Origin of the sequence: Hadarchaeum sp. (SeqCode) (genome assembly GCF_038871235.1) — an archaeon.
In the GTDB taxonomy this organism is placed as follows: Archaea; Hadarchaeota; Hadarchaeia; order Hadarchaeales; family Hadarchaeaceae; genus Hadarchaeum.
Genome location: NZ_JAVZIN010000006.1, coordinates 42,444 through 63,650, shown reverse-complemented (window position 1 = coordinate 63,650; position 21,207 = coordinate 42,444). Strand labels below are relative to the sequence as shown.

Below are 21,207 nucleotides of genomic sequence, written 5' to 3'. Positions count from 1 at the left end.
CTTTACGCCTCCACCTTTGTGATCTTGCAGATGGCCCCGCGAATGATCGGGCAGCCGAAGACGGGGTCATAGGGTGGATATCTGGGCACTACCACGTTAACGTTGGACTCAAAACAGGCCCGATGTGGATCGTCCTTCCGCTCGGGGAACCACCAGTGGGAATCGGCGTTGACTACCTTGGGATGAATCCCCCACGTCAACCTGGCCTTGAACTTCACCCGCTCTCCCTTGGCCTGTGGGGTCTCGATCCAGACCCAATCGCCATCCTTGATTCCTAGCTTCTCGGCGGCCTCAGGGTTTATCTCAACTTCGGGATCCGGCTGTATCTCGCGAAGCCAGGGCAGTTGCCTCCCATAGCCGTGGAAGTAAAGCACCTTTCTGCTTCCAGAGATGAAGATGAAAGGATACTCTTCCATCAGCTCCGGCGTGGTTACTGGACCAACTGGCGGCTCCTCGTGGTGGGGAAGTGGATCTATTCCATTTTCCTCAAGCGTCTTTGAATACAGCTCGACCTTTCCGCTGGGAGTCCCCGGGAACTTTTTGAACTTCTTATATTTCTCAGTCTCAAACTGGAACTTCAAAACTGTGCCATATTTCTGATAAAATTCCTCGAAGGTCACGCCCAGCCTTTCCAAGCGGTAATCGTTCCATTCCTTCACACTTTCCACCGGATAGGCGCTCTTCAGACCTAGCCTCTTTCTCAGTTCGATCGAAACCTCCCTTTCGTCTCGGCACTCGGGGATTGGGTCAATTACCTTGGGTGCCACGCCGACGTAGCTTGGGTAGTGCAGCTCATGAACCAAGTCCCTCTCCAGCCAAGTCGCGGCCGGAAGGACAATGTTGGCAAAGCTGGCGGTGGGTGTCATCCAGAAGTCCATCACCACCAGAAACTCCAGATGTTCTAAGTCCTTGGCCGTCTGCTTGCTCCCCTGCATGCCCATTACTGGATCGTTGACGATAAACATACCCCTTATTCCTCCCTGAGGAATTGAGTCAAAAGCTAGCACAGGATGGGAATCGTTCCAGGGATTGGCCTTATCATAACCGAAGGGAAACTCCTTCACCCCGTATCTCCTCTGCTTCACTTCCTTAGGCAATCTTTCCGCGTAAAGTTTGGGAAACTCCACATAGGCCGACCTAACCCTGCTGGTGGGTGACGGAAAAGGCAGGAGGTTGCCTCCAGGAATATCCAAGTTGCCGGTGATCGCTATCAACATGTCCACGGCTCGGCAGGTCTGGAGCCCGTTGGTGTTCATGGTGACGCCCATTCTGTGATGTACTGAAGCGGGCTTGTTCGTGGCATACATCCGGGCCGCTTCCTTGATCTTCTCCTCCGGCACCCAAGTGATCTCAGCAACCTTATCAGGAGGATATTCCTGAACTCTCTCCCGAAGTTTATCAAATCCCACCGTCCACTCGGCGACAAAGTCCTTGTCGTAAAGTTCCTCGTTGATGATAACGTTGAGCATTCCCAAGGCAAGAGCCGCATCAGTCGCCGGCCTCACCTGTAGCCAGATGTCAGCTTTGGAAGCCAGATTGGTGAATCGCGGGTCGACAACTATGAGCTTGGCACCTCTGTTGTATTTTGCTTGGAGTATCTCCTGTCCTTTGGAACCGAGGTGAGTCTCAAGCGGGTTTCCGCCCCAGATCAGGATGCATTTGCTGTTCTTGTAGTCCGGCCCTTTTTCCCAAGTCAGCGCCTGGCCAAACGTCACGCCATCGGCAATCCAGTTGGGCCGAATGCAGTACTGGGCGTCGGTTCCCAACAGATGGGGGCTCTGGATCGCTGTCAACCAATCGACGTTGAAGACTATGTTATCCCGGTCGCCGTCGCAGAAAACGAAGGCCAGCGACTCCGGACCGTATTTGTCAATCAGCTCCTTGAACTTGCTGGCGATCTTATCCATCGCCTCGTCCCAAGAGATCCTCTTCCATTCTCCGTTGGGCTGACGCTCCATCGGGTGGCGCAGCCGGTCGGGGTGATAAAGAAGCTGCTGATAAGACATTCCTCTTACACAAATGGCCCCTTCATTCTGGGGATGATCCGGATCACCAATTATTTTAGTTACCTTTCCATTCTCAACTGTTACCAAGACGCCGCACTCACAGTGGCAACCCATACAGATGGTTCTCTTCACCTCAGCCATTCCACCACAACCTTTCTAAGTCCCATTTGATTTATAGCTTGCGCACTCACTGCGTTCAGATCAGCCTGTCGATGGCAAACTTCCATGGACCCCAGAGGTAATCCTCCATCGTGGTTATCTTTCTCTCGACGCCGTTGATCTTGACGCAGCCCGCCGTCTGCCTAGTATCCCTCCCCCTGAGGGCAACTATCTGACCATCAACCATTATCAAGGTCGTCCCTGGAATGTCGCCTATCTCTATGGCCTCCAGTGCGTCTCTTCCTTGAGACCCCGCCGGACGATCCAGTATTATTATGTCCGCCTCCCGGCCGACCTCAATTTTGCCCACATTCAAACCAAAAGTATCGGCGGTGTTTCCCGTGGCTGCAGCAATGACCTCCGCGGCTGGCAGCCGATTCAGAGATGCTATCTGGACCACCATTCGAAGGATCGCCACCGGGATCATGCCGTTTCCAGTGGGTGTGTCAGAACCTATAACCAGCCTATCCAGTGCATCCTTTTTTCTCATGTAATCAACCATTTCCACGGCCGCTCTTGGGTTTCCGTTGAAGACTGCCTCAAGATGAAAATCAGCGTTGTCAACGAGTTTTTTCACCTCGGCGAAGGGAACTGAGGTTGAGCCGCCATTCACGTGTACGGCCAGATCCGGGTTTATCTCAATTATCTCGTCAGCCATCAGCGGCGCGGACAGCGGTATTGAAACCGGTCCCAGATGGGCCGATACCTTGAAACCATATTTCCTGGCCCACTTCACCATCGGCACCACATCTTTCGGTTTATAGAGGCCACAGCCGCCTATTTCGGCAATCAACCAGACGCCGGCCTCGGCCATCTCCTTGAAGTCCTGCTCCGTCAGCCCCTCGACCAGCATCAAAGCCCCACCGTGGACCTTCAGGGCACCGCCGGGGCGGTACTTTTTGTAGGTCTTGGCAGCGAGAATTGCCAGCGCTTTGTTGCCCGCTGGGTCCATAGGTAGACCGCCGATATTGTTTTCACCCTGGGAGATCATCGTCGTAACTCCGGCCAGAAGAGCACCCTCCATCCAGCCGATCGCCTTCTGAATCGGGGTCCAATCGCCGATGACCATGTGGGTGTGTGGGTCGATGAAACCCGGCGTCACCACCAGTCCCATGGCGTCGATGCGCGTCTTGGCAGCTTCTACGTCAACTTCTCCCTTCCATCCAACCTCAGCTATTTTCCCATCTTTGATCAATATCGTGTCGGCATCCAAGATGGGTTGATTTATGTCTCCAGAAACTAGCTTACCTATATTCTCAATTGCCACGATTTCGCTAATACTATCCACCTCTGTTGAGGATGGGTGGCGAAGCTATTAAACTTTTATGAAACAACTGTGCAACACGGGAGTGGTTTGATTTATGACAGAGTCAACGATAAAAGTTTGTGAACAGTAATGTTTGTTGAAACCTGAGGTTGATACTGTGTCAGAAACTACCCTAATAAAAAACGGTATCGTCGTCACCATGGACAAACGCGGAAGAATTTTTGAAGATGGCACCGTACTCATCAAGGACGACAGAATAGTTGATTTGGGAAAGACTTACGAGATTATGAAAAAGAAGTATAAAGTTGATCGGGTTATCGACGCCAGAAAGAAAGCTGTCATCCCTGGTTTGGTAAATACCCACATTCACTCAGATCTGATCAGGGGCACCGCAGACGATATGCCCCTAATCGAGTGGCTGGACTACTACATCTCACCATGGCATTGGGTAGTCACTCCAGATATAGCTCATGCTGCTGCCATGTTGACCTACTCCGAGGCCCTGAAGTCGGGGACAACCTGTGTTGCGGACATGTTCCGATACATGCACCGGTGCGCCGACGCCGCAAGGGAAATCGGGCTCCGGGCTGTCCTTGCCCCCATGGCTGCCGATTCACCGGTTCACAAATATGAGTCGTACGGGGATAATGAAAAACTGGTCAAGTCCAGAAACGGGTATGCTCAAGGCAGGGTGAGAGTGTGGTTTGGGATGGAGTGGGCATTCTACAGTTCTGATGATCACATCCACAAGGTGGTCGAGGGCGCCAGGAAATACAAGACAGGGATACACATTCACTCCAGCGAGGTGAAGGACGAGTGGGAACTGGCAATGAAAAGGTTCGGTAAACACTCCATAGAGGCCTTTGCCGACTTTGGTCTGCTGGGCAAGAACACGTTAATTGCCCATGCCTGCTGGCTCACCGAAAGGGAAAGGCGGCTGCTGGGTCAAACCAAGACCAACATCGCCCACTGCTCTGTAAGCAACCAGAAGCTTGCCGACGGTGTCTGTCCGGTACCGGAGCTGATAGAATACGGAGCAAACGTAAGCTTGGGCACAGATGGCCTGAAGGAAAACAACACTGCTGATATGTTTGAAGTGATGAAGTTCGCCTCGCTACTACAGAAAGTCACTAGGCTAGACGCCACCGTGCTGCCAGCCTACCAAGTTCTCGAGATGGCCACGATTAAGGGCGCCAAGTCCTTGGGATGGGACAAGGAAATCGGTTCCTTAGAGGTAGGCAAAAAAGCAGACCTGATTCTAGTCGACCTGAATAAGCTGCGCACCACGCCCGTCCTGTTCGGGGAGTTCTTCAATGTGATTTCCCACCTCGTCTATGCCTGCCACGGCGATGATGTTGATACTGTTTTCGTGGATGGAAAGATTGTGATGGAAAATCGTGTCCTGAAAAATGTTGACGAGCAGAAAATCATCGACCTAGCGACGAAGATCACTCCGGAGGTTCTTGAGAGGAGAAAACAGTACCAGCCAAAGAAAAAATAATTTACTAAACGGCTAAATTCGGTAGAGTTTCCTTGCGTTCTCGCTCATAATATTCTTCATGTCCTCATTTTAACTTCGCCTGTATACTTTTTTGCACCTTTTCCACTTTTCCAACGTGGCAAGCTTTGATACAAAGGCCGCAGCTGTGGTGGCCGTACTCTGGCTCCAAAATTTCGTTTATATAATGAGAACATTTGTACTTATCCATGGCTCCACCTTTTTTTCTATCAAAATCCTTTAATTCCTTTATCGCACCAACAGGGCAGGCTTTCAAGCAAGCCCCACATAGATCGCAGAGCTGCTCTCTTAGTGGTGGATCTGGAACAATCAAAGCATCTGTGACCACGGCACCCAATAGCACTCTAGGTCCAAAACGAGGTGTCAGAAGTAGATTGTTCAATCCGAACTCACCCAGACCGGCCACTACTGCCGCGTGTTTCAGGGAAAGGTCTCCCATCAACACCTTACGATCTGTCCCTTGGAGGAAGGGTATCGCAGAATAGCCTTCTTCCTCAAGATATCTCGAGATTCCGCAGATGACACCGTTGAGTAGAGCACGGGAGCTATCATTGGCATTGATATATTCCCGTCTTGTCAGGGGGAGGCCGTCAACAGCGGAATAATTTATGCGTGCCGCCGTTGAAAAGACGGTTTTGGCGCTAGGGAGAAAATCCTGCGCCCTATGTCCGGCGGGCGCCTCCTCAATGGCCTCAGCGGGCCCAAATCCAACCAAATCAGCCCCCAGTTTTAGGGCTAACCTCCTGACTCTATCTTTAAGCATCATGAAATTATCGGGTTAGTTCAATATAAGCCAGACAGTCCGAACCCAGCCCAACTTTAATGTATTTAGTAAGCTATTTTTGAAAAGTTCGTTTTTCGTATATATCAATAATCTCAACGCCGATTATCGGAAAGGTAAAATTGAATTTTGACCAAAAATCTTTTTAACGGTCGGCTCTTAAGCATACTGAGACACATGGTGGATACCCTTATCGTGAATGCGAGATTTGTCCTTACCATGGACCCGAAGAGAAGACTTCTTGAGAATGCCGCCATTGCCGTTGACGACGGAAAAATCATCGACATCGGCAACACGGCGGCGCTGAAAAAGAAATATAGGGCGGACCGCGTAATCGACGCCAAGAACTATCTTGTGACCCCGGGACTGATCAACGGCCACATCCACTTGGAATCTGCCTACGACAAGAGCATGTTGGACGATGTTCCGGTTGTACCTTGGTGTGAGCGATATTTCTCCTGGACCTACATGAACCTGACCAAGGAGAACTACTACTACGCCGCAGTTAAGAACCTGATCGAGGGGCTCAAGACTGGAACAACCACTTTCTGCGACTGCGGCACCATTCAGACAATGGAGGACTCGGCGGCAAAGGCGGTAACTGATGTTGGGGTGCGTGCGGTTCTGGGCAGAGATTTGATGGACATCCACGAGGCGACCAAATCATCCTATGCCTCTTACGATGCCTTCACTGAACTCTGCAGCAGGTTGAGAGAAACCACGGACCAGTGTATCAAGCGCAGCGAGGAATTTATCAAGAAGTACAACGGTGCTGCCAACGGCCGGCTCAAAGCCTGGATGGACCTGCAGCAGGTCTGCAATGTGTCCCCTGAGCTGTGCAAGGCCACCAGAGAACTGGCGAACAAATACGACGTGGGCATATTAACGCATGCCGGAGTCTCACACGACATGGTTGAGATGACCCGCAAGCGATTTGGCCGAAGGGACATTGAATACCTCTACGATCAGGGAGTCCTGGGCCCCGACTTCATGGCGGCCCACATGGCCTGGGTTGACGGTGGTGAACTGCTGATGCTGAAGGAAACCAACTCCAACGTCGTACACGTTCCTGGCTCAAGCATGCACGGCGTTTATTCTGCAGTTTCCATGCGAGGCAAGTTCCCAATAATGGTTAAGATGGGAATCAACGTGGCGCTGGGCAACGATGAATCCAGCACCGGCACGGCGCATGACTTGGTGCGGGATATCTGGACGGTATCGGTCGGGCACGCCGAAGCCTGGCATCCGATGATATTCCCAGACCCAGACCTTTTCATGTTGAGAACCGCCGATCCCAGCCCCAAGGCGCTGGAGATGGCGACGGTGAACGGTGCCAAGGCGCTGAAGTGGGACAAGGAAATTGGCTCACTTGAGGTCGGAAAGGCGGCGGACATCGTCATGTGGAATCTCAGAAAGATCTACTGGGTTCCGGTGACCAAGGAGAACGTGATAAACAGTTTCGTCTACAACGGCAAGGGCGACTCCTGCGACACCGTGATGGTCAACGGGAAGATAATCATGGAGAAGGGAGTGGTTAAGACCGTCAACGAGGAGAAGGTAATCGACAAGGTACAGAAGATAGGCGAGAAAATTATCCCCACGGCGCCATGGCTGAAGAACCCAGAAGTCTGGGAGCTGAAATGGGTCCGCGAGTAAGACCGACAAAAACAGTTCCACTTAGGAGGTGAGCAAGTGAAAAAAATAGTCGTTCCGGAAGGTCTGCCCAAACCTACGGGATATTCTCCAGCAATCAGGGTGGGCAACCTTCTCTTTATTTCAGGACAAATCGCTGAAAACGCCAAGGGGGAAATTGTCGGCAAGGGTGACTTTGAAAAGCAGGTGAGACAGGTTTTCGAGAATCTGCGGACCATCCTAGCCGCTGAGGGTGGAACCCTCGACGACCTCGTTCAGATAAGGATCTACCTAACCGACATCAAAAACTTGGCTAAATTCAGGCAGATAAGGTCGGAGTACTTTAAGAAGGATCCCCCAGCCAGCACCCTGATCGCGGTCAAGAACCTCATTATGGAGGATCTGCTGATCGAGATCGATGGCATCGCCGCTCTGCGTTGAAAAATAAAAAACAGTGGCAGCTTCGGGCTGCCACCTCTTTTCTTTTACTCAAAAAGGAATGCCACAACCCGGCAGGGTGTGGATTCACCGCCGATTGTCTTGAGCGGGAAGCACCCAATTATCATCCTTTTGTTCAGCACCTTATCGATGTCCCCGCCAATGTTCTCCACGTGAATTATTTCATGGGGTTGCTTGAATAGGGTGTTGTGCATCATGTGATCCATCTCTGGAGGGAAGATCTCGCTCAATGGCTTCCCCAGCTTTTTCTCCGCTTCCTTGGCGACGAGCGGGTTGAGCTTCTGAAGGCCAGTGTTCATTGGATGATCGGCTGAACCGCAGTCAACTCCGATCCACTTGAACTTCATCTCCGCCACCCAGTCCCTGAACTCCCTGTGCGGCCCGGGATGCTTGTAGAAATAGGCGACCTCATCTGGCTCCTCAGCGTTGGCGTAGTATTTGTGGAAACCGGTGTGGATAATCAGTATGTCCCCCTTCTTAACGTCAACCTTGCTCGTCACGTGCTTCGGCGTGTAAATCCCGAAGGGGCCAACCTCGCTGACATCCACCACGACTCCCTCACCGACCAGCTTGTCCATAGGTAAACTGGCTAGGTCCCTGCCCTTTGGGTCAAAGTGCAGCGGGCCATCGAGGTGGGTTCCAATGTGGGTGGTAAAGGTGATCTCTTGCTGACTGTAGCCATCAGTGGAGATCATGTTCACATATCTTATCGTTGGCGCTTTTCCTCCCGGCCACGGCGGCGTGTTCATTCCCCAAGGTTGAGTAAGGTCAATCACTTTCATTTTTTTCATAGAATCACTTTTTGAATACAACTTACCTGAGGTGCTTATATACATTTTCAAAATTCCTAGATTTTCCAAATGAAGTTTCAAACAATTTTTATTCCATATCTTCTTTCGAATTCAATCTGCGCCTTTCTGAAGAGCTCCATCGGGACCCTGATTATTCCTGCTCCCACCTGGCCGATTCCCGGATCCTTATGCGCCATGCCAGTGTTGATCACAGGCAAGATTCCAGTTCTCAGCACCTTTCTGATGTCGATGCCTAGCGGAGTACCCCGATATCCTAAATTGGCGATCTTAAAGTACTTGTGTTCGGTCACCGTTATCTGGTACATCTCCAGTGTGGTCTTAATTCCCAAGTCTGGCTCCCCGCCGATAAAACTGACTATCGCCGGAGCTGCCGCCATGGCAAAGCCGCCAATGCCCGCAGGTTCGGAGTAATATGAGTCACCCAGCACCGGAGCGTCATCGCCCTCCTTAAAGCCCTTGAAGTACTTTCCCTTGGCGTGAATGGATGGTGCCGTAATCCACCTGTCGCCGATGCCGCTGACCCTCATGCCGAAGTTGACGCCGTTAGTGCAGAATCCGGTAACCACAGTGCTGTACTCAATGTTGTTGGCCGCGTCCAGAGAAGACTTGCTCGACGGGATGGAGAGGTTTAGGAAAAAGTGAGGGTTGCCCCGGATGAAATCGACCACCTCAGCAACCTGATTCCTATCCAAATCGGAACGAAGGAGTCGGGGCAAAATTTCGCTCAAAAACAACAGGGAAACCGTCTTGTTTCTGTTGTGACATTCATCACCTCGGTGCAGTGAGGCTTCGATCAGCTCCTTGAGGTCAATTTCGCCCTCCCTCAACACCACTTTCAGGGCCGGCATCAGTGTCTTCTCTATCCAGTGAAGCCGTGCTATCACCTGCTCGTCGTTGGCGCCGAACCTCAGGGCCTTACCAAGTCCCTCGTTGACATTGCAATAGGCAAAGTTGCCATAGGTTTTGTTCTTGACCACGAAAGCGGGCATGGAAGGTGTCACTATTCCCGCCATCGGGGCCGCAGCACTATGGTTGGAGGTAGAATCAAACTTTATTTCACCTTTTCTGATGAGTTCGATTGCTTCAGCCTCCGATTTTGCCCAACCCTCATAAATCATGGCTCCAATAACGGCACCCCTCATGGGGCCAACCATTTCATCCCAGCCTCTGGAAAGCGGGGGGCCGCTGTGCAGAACCATTCGTTCTTCCATCCCTGGGATCACATTTATCGCGTGATCAATGTCTACCAGAACAGGATGTGATTCCATAATTCTTTCCACACACAGTCTGTTAGCCTCATCGATTTTTTTCTCAATGGTCTCCAAATTTTCGCCCTCTGATTTTGTTCCTATTATCCTAAGATGGATTCTTTAAAAGAGTTTTGATGAAATTCCATGATCTGTATCATTTGACCCATAGCGGCCATAAATCAGAAAACTTACGGTTAAACTCATAAACAGACATTACAAATATCCAATCGGTTAGCATGAACAATTATGGTTTCAGGGAAAAATTTGCCGTCTTAATCCTGGCTGGTGGCGACAGCAAAAGAATGGGCTGCCCTAAAGCTTTCTACGAAGTTAATGGACAACCCTTGATCAAACACGTCTTCGAGAAAATAAAGAAACTTTCAGGTGAAATAATCATCTCCTGCAAACTATATCAGGAAGATCTCGCGAGGACATTTCCCGAAGCCAAAGTTGTGGTAGATAAAAGTTCTGAAGAGGGTCCAATGATCGGCTTGTTTTCATCGCTCCCCGTTGTTAGCTCAGAGTATGTTGCCGTCCTCGCCTGTGATTGTCCTTGGATCAAGCCAGAGGTAGTTGAATTTTTGTATTTCCGCGCTAGGGGACACGATGGAGCTATTCTTAGATGGCCCAATGGCTACATAGAGCCCCTTCAGGCTGTCTACCGAACAAAGAAACTGACCGGCGCAATAATTGAGGCAAGAAAAAAGAATAAATTCCGGATGATTGATGCTATCAATCTTCTAGACGACGTCATCTATATCGCACCTGAGGATCTGGAAAAAATTGACCCTAGTCTAAAATCGTTCAACAACATTAACTCCCCTAATGATCTATAAAACCCGGCCAATACAACTGGACAATTTTTCTGAATAAAAACTGTTGAGGTGAAAAGGGACAACGGCGGGCCCGAGAGAAGCCCGCCCAGTTTCAAGATGTGCTGAGACCTAGATCCTCTCGCCTACAAGTTTACCGGCCTTTATCCTGTCCCACTGTTGTTTTGTCATTGTTTGTAACATTGTACCAAAGTGGCTCTTTTTGTCTGGGTGTGGGGTGAAACCATAGGCCTGAAACAGCTTTCGACCACCGATCAAGCTCTCCGCACTTGCCTCCACCACATCAACGCCTAAGACATCAAAATACATCTCAAGTTTGCAAGGCCAGAGATAAGCACCGATCTGCAGACCTCGTTTCAGCGTGGTTGTGTGCAGGCTGCAACCTGTCTTGGGGTCTCTCAGGGCACCGTTGGTGACGCCGACCACCTCACCATCGACTCTACCAACAAGGTTGAAATGACTCTCAGCTGGCAAACCCCACATGGGTCTATTCTCACGCCAGAGATAGAACTCAGTTATCATCTCTGCTGTAACTAGGTCAAACCATTCCTTGTGTATCTTCAGATTTGGAATCAATGCATCGCAGACTTCCTCGATCTCGCTCTTCTCCATGCTCTTCACTATCATCTCGTCCCCGTTGGGCAGGATTATTCTCCGCGGCGGATAAGGCTTCATCACTTTGCTCCAGTCGTAATCCATTATCTTACCTCCTTTTTTATTCTCAGCTTACAGGTTCAAACTTAAACCCATAAATATCTTTGTCATTTAGTTTCCTGATCTTTCCCCAGACGGGCCTCAGCGACATCCCTATAGCTGGCTCGTCGGTGGTAAGCTGTCCGAGCACCCTGACACCATCGAAATCAACTATGCCGAGTGTCAAAGGCGGCAGCGCCTCAATTCCCTGCGGCAATGCATAAAGCTTGGTGTAAGTGACGAGCTTCCCAACCTTGGGCAGCTCAATCTCGTCAAACTCCATACCTTTGCAGGTGAGACATCGATCATGCTTGGGGTTCATCACTCGGCCACACGACCGGCACTTGTAAGCTACAAACTTTTGCTCCACCATCACCACCCCCTCTCAAAGATGTGTATCACGGTGTTGTTTCCGAAGCCACCGAAGTTGCAAGACAGGGCCCTCTTCGGCTCCTTGACCTGCCGCTCACCGGCCTCTCCGCGCAGCTGCCAGACCAGCTCAACCACTTGGGCAACCCCGGTAGCACCAACCGCATGCCCCCGCGCCTTTAGTCCTCCTGAAGGATTGATGGGCAAATCACCATCCAGGGCGGTGGTGCCTTTCTCTACGGCCAAATGACCTTTGCCCTTCTCAAAAAAGCCGATGTCCTCGCTCTCGGCTATCTCCAGTATCTCAAAGGCATCGTGCAACTCAACAACGTCGATGTCATCAGGTGTAACCCCGGCCATCTTGAAAGCTCTCTGGGCAGCTATCCTAACGGATTTCAGCACCGTTGGATCGTCTCTTTCCTGCAGGGCTTGAACATCGGTTGCCTGACCAAATCCCGCAATCCTCACCGGCTTGTCGGTATATTTCTTGGCCTTCTCCAGCGGACATAGCACCAATGACGCTGCCCCGTCGCTGATTGGGCAAACATAGTAAAGACGCAGCGGATCGGCTATAACTCCTGAGCTCATGGCCCCCTCAATAGTGCAGGCCCGCTGGATGTGGGCATAAGGATTCTTGAGAGCGTTGGCGTGATTTTTCACGGCAACCATCGCCAAGTGCTTCTCTGTTAAACCGTATCTTTCCATGTAAAGCCGAGTAAGCATTCCTCCCATCGCGGGAAGGGTAACCCCATGGATGTATTCAGCCGTGGGGTGTGTCATTGTCGCCACCAGATCGGTTACGACATCGGTGTCGGCCGTGGTCATCTTTTCTCCCCCGGTGACCAGAACTAAATCGTGGTAACCTGAAGCAACTGCCAGAAAGGCGTTTTTAATCGCGGAACCTCCCGACGCAGGCCCATTCTCGACTCTGTCGGCTGCGGCTGGTACTAAGGCAATCCTGTCTGCCAAGGAGCTAGCTACTGCCGTCTGGTGTGAGGTTTCTCCTGCCATCATGTTCGAAACATACAGGGCGTCAAATTCCTCTTTTTCCACGTTGGCATGTTTTATTGCACGCAACGAGGCCTCGGCCATAATCTCCATCAGATCGCCGGGAGATCGGCCGAATTTAGTCATGCCGGCTCCAATAATGGCTACGTCCCTCATACTTTTCAGCTCCATACCCCTTTGAGCCCAACTCTTTTAAAACATTCCATAATTTATGGACCAACCAACTTAGCCAATCTGCTGGTCTGCCAAAAATATCAATCGCTCTTACTCAAATCTCGGGCCAGTGCCACTCGATTTCATATCCTGCTCTTTCTCTAACTTCCTCAGCCCGTTTCTTTGCCTCTTCGATAACCTTGGCCTCATCCATGCTCTTCACGATTCGGTTCTCCATCAGAATCTCACCGTTGACGATGACGGTATCAACGTCGCTACCGAGGACGCGGGAGGGGATGTCATTAACGGGATTCAGTATCGGCGTCAGCGACGGCCTGTTGAGATCCACCAAGATCAAGTCGGCCTTTTTGCCCTTCTCGATAGATCCCGTTTCCTTATCCCACATCAGAGCTCTGGCACCGTTGATCGTGGCCATCTCAATCAGCTTCTCCGGATATAGGATGGTCAGATCCCGACGCGGGGTTCTGTTCTGAAGCACCTTTTCCAGCTTCATGGCCAAAAAGATGTCGTTGGTCTCATGTCCGCCATCGCAGCCGAGGGCCACATTGATACCCATCTGGAGCATGTCCTGCACCCGGGTGTCAAATCCGGTTCCCGGACAATGAACGACGTTGGTACCCGTTTCCATCAGGATCTTGTAGTCAATCCCGGTTAGGTAAAGGCAGTGGTTGAAGCTCACGTTTGGACCGACCCAGCCAACCGATTTCATAAATTCCACCGGCGACATGCCATAGGTGTTCCAGATAAAACCCGTGTCGAGCTCACCCAGTTCAGCGAGATGGTAGGTGATGCCGACCTTGTACTTTTTGACCAAAAGGGCAATCTCCTTGTATGTTTCCACTGATAGGGCACCGACGCTTCTAGGTCCAAACCAGATCTGAATTCTTCCATCGGCTTTACCATGCCACTTTTTTATCGCCCTTATCGTGTCCCTAATGCACTCATCCTTATCCTCGATCAATCCCTTATCAATCACGTTTTTGCATGAACCATAATCGGGAAATTCCATGACTGATTTACCCAGCACACCTCTTATCCCGGAATCACGAACTACCTCGGCGAGACCGTCGATCTTGTACCTCAGGTTTATTCCCCAATCACAGAAACCGATGACCCCGGACTTGATGTACTCCAGACAGTTCAGTGCCATCGAGGCTTTGGCATCCTCCGGAGTGTAAACGCCCTGCAAACGCAGCGTTGGTCCCAGAAGAAAAGCTCCACGCTGTCGCCTCGGCAGCACAAAGGCCATGCCGCGAATCATGTTCTGATAGGAATGGGCATGACAGTCAAACAGTCCTGGCATAATGATCTTGTTTCTGGCATCAATTGTCTCGGCTCGCGGGTATTTGCGCTTGAGCTCCGAGGACTTGCCAACATCGACTATTTTCATTCCATCAATGACTACTGCTCCATCGCGAATAACCCGGCGCTTGGAATCAACCGTCACCACATATTTGGCATCTTTGATGAGAAGGCTCGCCATTGTCTCTAACTGAACAACCGTTGTTAAAAAGATTTGCGTTAAATTGAGGATTTGAACCCTAGAATCAGCTTAACCGAGTAAATTTTACAGCTCTCATTCCTCCGACTCCCGGCTCCGGACCTCGATGCGAACGCCGAGCTTGCGCTCCAGCCTCTCAACGGTACGACCGCCACGTCCGATAATCCTGGAGATGTCATCCTCGTCGGCAACCACCAACGCACTGTCCGCCGAAATCATCTTCACCTCCACATCGCCGCCGACCAAGCGCCTGATCTCGGACCTTATCATCTCAGCTTTCCTTTTTTCATTTCGAGATAGTTCACCCCTCACGGGCATCACCACCACTTCCTCGCCGAAGGAGTAGATCTGGTAAACCGGCTCGCCGGTTTCAAAGTCGGTGACCTCAACCATGGGGCGGGCAAGGTCAGCCTCAACCATGCCGTGGGGGACACCAACCCTCGTGCTCAGGGAATAGACCTCCTTTATCTGACCCTCCTTTATGAAAATTACCGTGTCGGCAATCATAGGGATCATTCCCAGCTCAACCCGGCCGATCAACCTTTGCACCGCGTCGATGGCTCTGGTTGAATGTACCACACCCACCATCCCAACCCCAGCTAGCCGCATGTCGGCGAATATCTGGAAATCAGAGGTCTTGCGCAACTCATCGTAGATGGTGTAATCTGGTCTCACCATAAGTAGGATGTCCGCGGTCTTCGCCATATCATCCTCCAGCGCTGTGTACTGAGTAATCTCGTCGCTAACCTGCAGATCCCGCGGCGATTCCATCGTCTTGACTATCTTTCCCTGTGAGCGGTAGAACTCGGCGAGCGCCTGAGCAAAGGTGGTCTTACCGGCCCCTGGCGGTCCAGCGATCAACACCCCCTCAGCTCGCTTCCGCAATCGCTCCTTAAGTTTCTCGGAAAGGTGATAGTCATCCAGAGTTACCTTGACGATGGGCCTGACGGCGGTGATCTCCAGACCATCACTGAACGGAGGTCTGGCAATGGCTATGCGATACTCGTGGAACTGCACCACCGTGGCACCAGAGCGCTCGATCTCAACCCTGCCCTCTGGATCCTGTCGGGCTCGCTCGATGATCTCATGGATCATCTCCCGGAGTTGGGTTTCAGTCAGTGGTTTCTCATCCAGCACCTCCAGCCTCAGATTATCCGGACGACCTACCTTGGCCATTGGACGCACCTTTTCCTTGAGGTGAACTGACATCACGCCTGGCCGAAAATATCCTAGCAACCTTGGCATCCTTTCAGCAAGCACAGGGCGCATAAGCCAGACTTCGAGGCCCTCAATCTGTCCAACCTCTGCCATAACCTCGTCGCTGGTTATCAACACGGCTCCTTGAGCGCGGGCCACCTCCCGAACGCCGGCACCAACGGTTGCGGCGATTACCTCAGCTGTTGGCCGGTCACCGACCAGCTCCAGTTCAATCTTGCCCTCCTCAGAAAACTGCTTGAGCCTTCTTAGTTCCGCGAGCCCACTGAATCCAGAATCCTTCCCCAACTTAGCCTCATGTTCGAGCTGTGCGACTACCACTTTCGGCACCAAGATTCGACAACCCTGAAGCTCGCCACTCTTCACCAAGCGGGTGAGATGGGCGTCCATGAGAGCGCTGGTATCCGGGACGTAGCTTTTCATAAAATCAAGTTAACTTGGCTACCAGAGTTAAAAAATATCCCCTTTATCATTTTCCAGACCAACGGCCATTAGGGCATGCTTTTGCCACTTCCGAATATTTTTGGCTTGTGCGAGGTATTGAAGTTATTCTTGCATGCCAGCTACACGTAGCTCAAAAACATCCGTGCGGAGCTTCGGAGAATTGGTGCCAGTTGGTAGTTTGGTTTACCTCGACAAAAAGAGTTCTTGCACGATCAGAAAATTGTTGACACTTCAAAAACCCAGAGCTGAAATGGTACGAGCACGACGATTTGGCTCACCCAATAATGCACACGTGTGCGCAATCTAAGAGATCCGACAAAAAGGTGAGAGTGGTCTTAATAAGCTCTGCAAAAAGATAAATTAGGTAAAAACATGACCGAAAATTTGTCAAAAAGTGCGAAAAAGGAAATAATCAAAAAAATAATTCTAGATCTTCACAGAGGTCTATCTGTGGAGGAAGCGAAGGAAAAGTTTGAGAAAGAAATAGGAAGTATAACTTCTATGGAAATTGCAGAGATCGAGCAATCGCTGATAAATGACGGATTAACCCCGGAGGAAATAAAGAAATTCTGCAACGTCCATGCCTTGCTGTTTGAGTCGGCATTGAAGAAAGCGGTGATTAAAGAGGAATCTCCAGCGCATCCGGTTTACCTCTTTAAATTGGAAAACAGGGAGGTGGAGAAGATCATCGCCGAGATAAAGGAGTATATAAAAAATAGACAAAAATACAACTTTTCGGATTGGAAGGAAAAAATCAGGGAAAAACTTTCTGATCTTAAAGGTTTGGATGTGCACTACCAGAGAAAAGAACAGGTTCTTTTCCCTTACCTTGAACGCCATGGGTTCTACGGGCCCTCAAAGGTGATGTGGGGCAAGGACAACGAGATCAGAGATATGCTCAAAAACGCGATCGTTAGCATAGAAACGACGGAAGAGCGCCTGCGCGAGGATTACGTGGATAAATTTCTAAACCCTTTGATCAGTGAAGTTGAGGGAATGATCTTTAAGGAGGAAAACATACTCTTCCCCTCTTCGGTGGAAATGCTCAGGCCTGAGGAGTGGGTGGAGATACTGAAGGAAAGCGAAGGGGTGGGATATGTTTACATCGAAAAGCCCAAAGAGACCTCTGCCTTAATAGAGGAATTGAAAAGTGCCTTGGTTGAGGAGCCCTTCGTTAAGGACAAGGGGACTATTTCTTTTCCTACCGGTGATTTAACTTTAAAAGAATTGATGTGCCTGTTGAATACCTTGCCTGTGGACGTGACTTTTGTAGACAAGGATGATAAAGTTAGATACTTCAATAACACTGGGTCTAAAATTTTCATCAGAACGAAATCAGTGTTAGGGAGAAAAGTGCAACAGTGCCACCCGCCGCAAAGTGTAGACAAAGTTGAGGCCATCCTAAACTCATTTAAGGAGGGAAGCCGTAACGTCGCAGAATTCTGGATAAATTATAAAGGCAGATTTGTCCACATAAGATATTTTGCGGTTAGGGATGAAAGCCGGAATTATTTGGGCACAATGGAAGTTGTTCAGGATATAACCGAAATCAAAAAATTAGAAGGGGAAAGAAGGTTAATGGATGAAAAAAATTGATTTGAACAAGAGCGTTTACGAGCTTACAGAGGAATACCCCGAACTCATAGATATCTTAAATGAATTGGGATTTCTGGGTGTGAAAAACCCAATCGTTAGAAAAACGCTTGGTCGCGCAACCACGATACCTCAAGGCTGTAAAAGGCAGGGAAAAGATCTAAACGAAGTCATTAGCAAGCTAAAGGAGAAAGGTTTCGAAATTATTTCATAAACCTTACAAGCATGGCAGAAAATTTTAAGTTATGCTTCGTTTAGTTAATCCCTTATTTTTAATCAAATTCACAAATCGGATTATATTTTCCATCCTCCAGCTTGAAGGGAAATCAAATCGACAATAGTTCTTTCCGCCAACGCTTTTTCTGAAAAAGGGTTGGTGCGGCCGCCGGGATTTGAACCCGGGCTACAGGCTTGGAGGGCCTGAGTCCTCTTGGCAGCTAAAAAGCTTAGACCAGGCTGGACCACGGCCGCATCATATGAAATTTAACTGCGGCTTAATTAAGTTTCTACTTGCTGAGCAGGCTGATGATCACCGCTATCGCCGACGAGAGCAGGAAGAGCAGGATGATTATCAGGGAAAGAATTCTTTTAATCCTGTCGCTCATGCACAAACCTCATTAGATAAAATCAATCCGTTTATATAAACCCATTCCGCCATCCGAATAATGGGACATTTGGAAAAGGTTATTTAATAACGGGCGGAAAATAAAGGCGGTGATTTTGTGGATTGGGGAATGAAAAACAGGCTCTCCCAGCTCATCCAGCGCGACGGCAGGGCCATGTTTCTGCCCATCGACCACGGCTACTTCCAAGGCCCGACCACCCGGCTCGAGGAACCGGGCAAAACCATTTCACCGCTTCTGCCCTATGTGGATGCCATCATGCTCACCCGTGGGATACTGAGGTCTTGCGTCGACCCCGCCATCCAGAAACCGATCATTTTGAGGGTCTCAGGTGGCACCAGTATGGCCCGGAAGGAAGAACTGGATCAAGAAGGCATCACGACCTCGGTAAGAGAGGCGATACGGCTCAACGCCTGCGCCGTCTCCATGTCGATCTTCGTGGGCAGCGAGCACGAGCACCAGTCCTTGCTTAACCTGGCTAATCTCGTTAACGAGTGCGAGGATTACGGGATACCGACGATGGCAGTCACCGCCGTGGGCACCGAGCTGGGCAAGCGCGACGCCAGATACCTTGCTCTGGCCTGCAGGATCGCCGCCGAGCTTGGCGCACGCGTGGTCAAAACCTACTACTGTGAGGAGGGCTTTGAAAAGGTCGTGAAGGGCTGTCCGGTACCAATCGTCATCGCCGGCGGACCCAAGGTAGATTCCGAGTTCGAGGTCTTCAGCTGGGTTTACGACGCGCTGCAGAAGGGTGCCGTGGGTGTCAACCTAGGGAGGAACATCTGGCAACACGATTACCCCGTTGCCATGGCCAGAGCGATAAGGGCAATCATCCATGAGAACGCCACACCTAAAGAGGCCCAAGAAATTTTCAACACGGTCAAGAGCAGTAGCGAGACTTAGTACCATATGTGCGGAGGATTCTGGCTGCGCTATGTTGAACTGGAAAAAATCGATTAACTCGAAAACTTGGTCAACGTCTCCTCTTAGCGGGCTCAACTCTTATCGTCAGCCTTTTCAAGGCTGGTACGTGTCTCCTCACCGATTTTTCAACCTCTTCAACTATCTCATGCGCCCTCTCGACTGAAAGCCTTCCATCCACCCGGAGATACATCTCACCCATAATGAATGGTCCTGACTTCCGCAGCAAAACCTCGCGAACGTCCTTAACACCGGACACTTTTGCGGCGATCTCCTTTATGCTACCCCTAACATCAGTGCAGGTACAGACGTCCAACAGCGTCAGGGAAGATTCCTTGATCGCGGTGTAGGACAGGACCATGGTCAACGCAGCCATGATCATCCCCGCAACCGCGTCCGCGTGATATATGCCTAGGTAGGAAAGAGCCAAGCTGACGAAGACGATCGAGGCTGCCATCCCGGAGGTCACCGAGGCCAGCGCATCGGTTTTCAGCGACAGCGAGTTGATCTCCCTAGCTGTCCTTGCCTTGTAAATCGCCAGCAGGAAGAAGGACGCGGAGGAAACGGCAGATAAAACCAGCGTCACCGCGGGATATCCCAGCTCCTTCGGGGAGAAGAAGGCCAAGACGGAAACGTAAAAAATCCAGACCCCGATCAAGGATAAAATTATGGCTCCGATCATCGAAACTAAAGTCTCAACCTTATAATATCCATATTGAAACCTCTCGTCGGGTGGCCTGCTCAGTATTCGTAACCCGATCAACACGATCACGGAACCTAACGCATCACCGAGGGTGTCCACACCGCTGCCCTTCAAGGCCACGCTGCCGGAGAGAAACCCGGCTATGATCATGAGACATCCCAAGGTAACTAAAGTAAGAATGGATATCTTGGTGACCCTTATGCCCTTGGAAATCAGGCCCGCCTCGTCCATCTCCCTACCCCTGCAATTAAAGTTCTTTCAGAAAATAAATTCTTCCCAAGTCGCGGAGCAGAAAAGGATAAATTGCCTCGGACACTCGGCTCTTTGAGCGATAGGTGGAAAAATGGCCGTCTGCGACAAATGCGGAAGGGAAGTGGCCCTGCCCTTCAGATGCAGCTACTGCGGGGGAAACTACTGCACCGACCACAGGCTCCCGGAAAACCATGATTGCCAGGGAAAGAGGGAAACAGAAAAGATTGAAACCCCGACACAACCTGTAGCCGATAAAGGGCAGGAACAGCCACAATTTCAGTTCCGCTACGATTTCTACACTTTGAAGCCACCTGAAAAGCGGAGGAGACCACGCCTTCCATATCCCGCCGCCAGCTTGACCCTGCTGATATTAATCATCTCCGTTTTCGTAATTCAGCTCGTGGCCCAGTTTATTCTGAACTCGGGCTACTATCGTCCCGGAGATCACGGCACCTTTCTCTATTATCTGGCCGCATCCGGTGCCACGGTGGTTTCAAGGCCCTGGACGCTGATCACTTCCATCTTCATTCACGGTGGCTTCCTGCATCTTCTGTTCAATTGTCTGGTTCTGCTCTCGTTTGGTCCGGTTTTGGAGATCAGAATAGGCGGCAAAAGGTTCCTCGGTTTATTTTTCTGTTCAGGGATACTGGCCGCCACAGGACAATTGCTCTTCACGGCTCCCGAGGCCATCCTGCTGGGAGCCAGTGGGGCCATCCTTGGTGTTCTGGGAGCGCTCACCGTGCTCGCCCCCCGTTTGCCCGTTCTGCTCTTTTTCATCATACCGCTGAGGCTCTGGATGGCCACGCTGGGCTTTGGAATCCTATCCATTCTTCTGGTCGTTTTTGAGGTCGGCGGTTCCGTCGCCAACGTGGCCCATCTGGTCGGTCTCGTCGCCGGGCTGCTCTACGGGTATAAGCTGAAAAGAGAGGAAAGGGAAAAACAGTCTTTGCTTTTCAGGAGATTTTTGGGTCCAATCTTTGAGCCTTAGGGTGC

18 protein-coding genes, 1 tRNA gene and 1 pseudogene are annotated in these 21,207 nt (G+C 50.6%); 8 read left to right on the top strand and 12 right to left on the bottom strand.

What is annotated here, in order from left to right; translation table 11 throughout:
• Window positions 1–2 precede the first annotated feature (2 nt).
• Window positions 3–2,147 (bottom strand): molybdopterin-dependent oxidoreductase, encoded by a 2,145-nt coding sequence (locus QXT02_RS03890; protein WP_342812041.1) that lies wholly within the window; start codon window positions 2,145–2,147, stop codon window positions 3–5.
• A gap of 55 nt (window positions 2,148–2,202) precedes the next feature.
• Entirely contained in the window at window positions 2,203–3,432 is a 1,230-nt protein-coding gene (locus tag QXT02_RS03885; protein ID WP_342812040.1) for an amidohydrolase family protein, read from the bottom strand.
• A 157-nt stretch (window positions 3,433–3,589) separates the two neighbouring features.
• Here QXT02_RS03885 and QXT02_RS03880 point away from each other — a divergent pair, with 157 nt between their 5' ends.
• Window positions 3,590–4,933 carry an amidohydrolase gene (locus QXT02_RS03880; RefSeq protein WP_342812039.1) on the top strand — a complete coding sequence of 448 codons (1,344 nt, stop codon included), beginning with the start codon at window positions 3,590–3,592 and terminating at the stop codon, window positions 4,931–4,933.
• Between the two features lie 64 nt (window positions 4,934–4,997).
• On the opposite strand, the gene QXT02_RS03875 is transcribed toward QXT02_RS03880, so the two are convergent.
• Entirely contained in the window at window positions 4,998–5,666 is a 669-nt protein-coding gene (locus QXT02_RS03875) for a 4Fe-4S double cluster binding domain-containing protein (protein WP_342812038.1), read from the bottom strand.
• Between the two features lie 243 nt (window positions 5,667–5,909).
• On the opposite strand from QXT02_RS03875, the gene QXT02_RS03870 reads away from it, so the two are divergent.
• Window positions 5,910–7,388 carry an amidohydrolase family protein gene (locus tag QXT02_RS03870; protein ID WP_342812037.1) on the top strand — a complete coding sequence of 493 codons (1,479 nt, stop codon included), beginning with the start codon at window positions 5,910–5,912 and terminating at the stop codon, window positions 7,386–7,388.
• A gap of 36 nt (window positions 7,389–7,424) precedes the next feature.
• On the top strand, window positions 7,425–7,805 hold the full coding sequence (locus QXT02_RS03865; RefSeq protein WP_342812036.1) for a RidA family protein: 381 nt from the start codon (window positions 7,425–7,427) through the stop codon (window positions 7,803–7,805).
• 44 nt (window positions 7,806–7,849) lie between these two features.
• Here the strand turns inward: QXT02_RS03865 and QXT02_RS03860 are convergent, their stop codons facing one another.
• On the bottom strand, window positions 7,850–8,614 hold the full coding sequence (locus QXT02_RS03860) for a cyclase family protein (RefSeq protein WP_342812035.1): 765 nt from the start codon (window positions 8,612–8,614) through the stop codon (window positions 7,850–7,852).
• A gap of 77 nt (window positions 8,615–8,691) precedes the next feature.
• Entirely contained in the window at window positions 8,692–9,960 is a 1,269-nt protein-coding gene (locus tag QXT02_RS03855) for a DUF1116 domain-containing protein (protein WP_342812034.1), read from the bottom strand.
• A 161-nt stretch (window positions 9,961–10,121) separates the two neighbouring features.
• On the opposite strand from QXT02_RS03855, the gene QXT02_RS03850 reads away from it, so the two are divergent.
• Window positions 10,122–10,721, top strand: a complete 600-nt coding sequence (locus tag QXT02_RS03850) for a molybdenum cofactor guanylyltransferase (RefSeq protein ID WP_342812032.1) — start codon at window positions 10,122–10,124, stop codon at window positions 10,719–10,721.
• Window positions 10,722–10,829: 108 nt separating this feature from the next.
• Here QXT02_RS03850 and QXT02_RS03845 read toward each other — a convergent pair whose 3' ends face one another.
• From QXT02_RS03845 to QXT02_RS03825, 5 genes are all read right to left on the bottom strand, one after another.
• The gene (locus QXT02_RS03845) at window positions 10,830–11,417 is read right to left on the bottom strand and encodes a hypothetical protein (protein WP_342812031.1); all 588 of its coding nucleotides are present in this window, start codon (window positions 11,415–11,417) and stop codon (window positions 10,830–10,832) included.
• A gap of 22 nt (window positions 11,418–11,439) precedes the next feature.
• The gene (locus QXT02_RS03840; protein WP_342812030.1) at window positions 11,440–11,784 is read right to left on the bottom strand and encodes a Zn-ribbon domain-containing OB-fold protein; all 345 of its coding nucleotides are present in this window, start codon (window positions 11,782–11,784) and stop codon (window positions 11,440–11,442) included.
• A complete protein-coding gene (locus QXT02_RS03835; protein ID WP_342812029.1) occupies window positions 11,784–12,944 on the bottom strand; it encodes a thiolase domain-containing protein in 1,161 nt (386 codons plus the stop codon). Before QXT02_RS03835 ends, QXT02_RS03840 begins: the two co-directional genes overlap by 1 nt.
• Window positions 12,945–13,056: 112 nt before the next feature.
• Window positions 13,057–14,445: an amidohydrolase gene (locus QXT02_RS03830; RefSeq protein ID WP_342812028.1), complete on the bottom strand. Its 1,389-nt coding sequence runs from the start codon at window positions 14,443–14,445 to the stop codon at window positions 13,057–13,059.
• A gap of 93 nt (window positions 14,446–14,538) precedes the next feature.
• Complete coding sequence (locus QXT02_RS03825) at window positions 14,539–16,101, bottom strand: PINc/VapC family ATPase (RefSeq protein WP_342812027.1); 1,563 nt, start codon at window positions 16,099–16,101, stop codon at window positions 14,539–14,541.
• Window positions 16,102–16,494: 393 nt separating this feature from the next.
• Between QXT02_RS03825 and QXT02_RS03820 the strand changes: the two genes are divergently transcribed.
• Window positions 16,495–17,718, top strand: coding sequence for a DUF438 domain-containing protein (locus tag QXT02_RS03820; protein WP_342812026.1), 1,224 nt, complete (start codon window positions 16,495–16,497; stop codon window positions 17,716–17,718).
• Complete coding sequence (locus QXT02_RS03815) at window positions 17,705–17,929, top strand: DUF1858 domain-containing protein (RefSeq protein ID WP_342812025.1); 225 nt, start codon at window positions 17,705–17,707, stop codon at window positions 17,927–17,929. Before QXT02_RS03820 ends, QXT02_RS03815 begins: the two co-directional genes overlap by 14 nt.
• A 160-nt stretch (window positions 17,930–18,089) precedes the next feature.
• On the opposite strand, the gene QXT02_RS03810 is transcribed toward QXT02_RS03815, so the two are convergent.
• Window positions 18,090–18,186 (bottom strand) — tRNA-Gly (locus QXT02_RS03810).
• Between the two features lie 248 nt (window positions 18,187–18,434).
• On the opposite strand from QXT02_RS03810, the pseudogene lsrF reads away from it, so the two are divergent.
• Window positions 18,435–19,241 (top strand): annotated as a pseudogene (gene lsrF, locus QXT02_RS03805) (3-hydroxy-5-phosphonooxypentane-2,4-dione thiolase); the annotation flags it as partial.
• Window positions 19,242–19,311: 70 nt separating this feature from the next.
• Here lsrF and QXT02_RS03800 read toward each other — a convergent pair.
• Complete coding sequence (locus QXT02_RS03800) at window positions 19,312–20,193, bottom strand: cation diffusion facilitator family transporter (RefSeq protein WP_342812023.1); 882 nt, start codon at window positions 20,191–20,193, stop codon at window positions 19,312–19,314.
• A gap of 112 nt (window positions 20,194–20,305) precedes the next feature.
• Here QXT02_RS03800 and QXT02_RS03795 point away from each other — a divergent pair, with 112 nt between their 5' ends.
• Window positions 20,306–21,202, top strand: coding sequence for a rhomboid family intramembrane serine protease (locus QXT02_RS03795; RefSeq protein WP_342812022.1), 897 nt, complete (start codon window positions 20,306–20,308; stop codon window positions 21,200–21,202).
• Window positions 21,203–21,207 lie beyond the last annotated feature (5 nt).

What these genes read in the sequence shown, in the direction of transcription:
- QXT02_RS03835 (WP_342812029.1), bottom strand. Translation starts at nt 12,944, where the DNA reads ATGAGGGACGTAGCCATTATTGGAGCCGGCATGACTAAATTCGGCCGA.
- QXT02_RS03890 (WP_342812041.1), bottom strand. Translation starts at nt 2,147, where the DNA reads ATGGCTGAGGTGAAGAGAACCATCTGTATGGGTTGCCACTGTGAGTGC.
- QXT02_RS03845 (WP_342812031.1), bottom strand. Translation starts at nt 11,417, where the DNA reads ATGGATTACGACTGGAGCAAAGTGATGAAGCCTTATCCGCCGCGGAGA.
- QXT02_RS03850 (WP_342812032.1), top strand. Translation starts at nt 10,122, where the DNA reads ATGAACAATTATGGTTTCAGGGAAAAATTTGCCGTCTTAATCCTGGCT.
- QXT02_RS03840 (WP_342812030.1), bottom strand. Translation starts at nt 11,784, where the DNA reads ATGGTGGAGCAAAAGTTTGTAGCTTACAAGTGCCGGTCGTGTGGCCGA.
- QXT02_RS03815 (WP_342812025.1), top strand. Translation starts at nt 17,705, where the DNA reads ATGAAAAAAATTGATTTGAACAAGAGCGTTTACGAGCTTACAGAGGAA.
- QXT02_RS03800 (WP_342812023.1), bottom strand. Translation starts at nt 20,193, where the DNA reads ATGGACGAGGCGGGCCTGATTTCCAAGGGCATAAGGGTCACCAAGATA.
- QXT02_RS03795 (WP_342812022.1), top strand. Translation starts at nt 20,306, where the DNA reads ATGGCCGTCTGCGACAAATGCGGAAGGGAAGTGGCCCTGCCCTTCAGA.
- QXT02_RS03820 (WP_342812026.1), top strand. Translation starts at nt 16,495, where the DNA reads ATGACCGAAAATTTGTCAAAAAGTGCGAAAAAGGAAATAATCAAAAAA.
- QXT02_RS03870 (WP_342812037.1), top strand. Translation starts at nt 5,910, where the DNA reads ATGGTGGATACCCTTATCGTGAATGCGAGATTTGTCCTTACCATGGAC.
- QXT02_RS03830 (WP_342812028.1), bottom strand. Translation starts at nt 14,445, where the DNA reads ATGGCGAGCCTTCTCATCAAAGATGCCAAATATGTGGTGACGGTTGAT.
- QXT02_RS03860 (WP_342812035.1), bottom strand. Translation starts at nt 8,614, where the DNA reads ATGAAAAAAATGAAAGTGATTGACCTTACTCAACCTTGGGGAATGAAC.
- QXT02_RS03825 (WP_342812027.1), bottom strand. Translation starts at nt 16,101, where the DNA reads ATGAAAAGCTACGTCCCGGATACCAGCGCTCTCATGGACGCCCATCTC.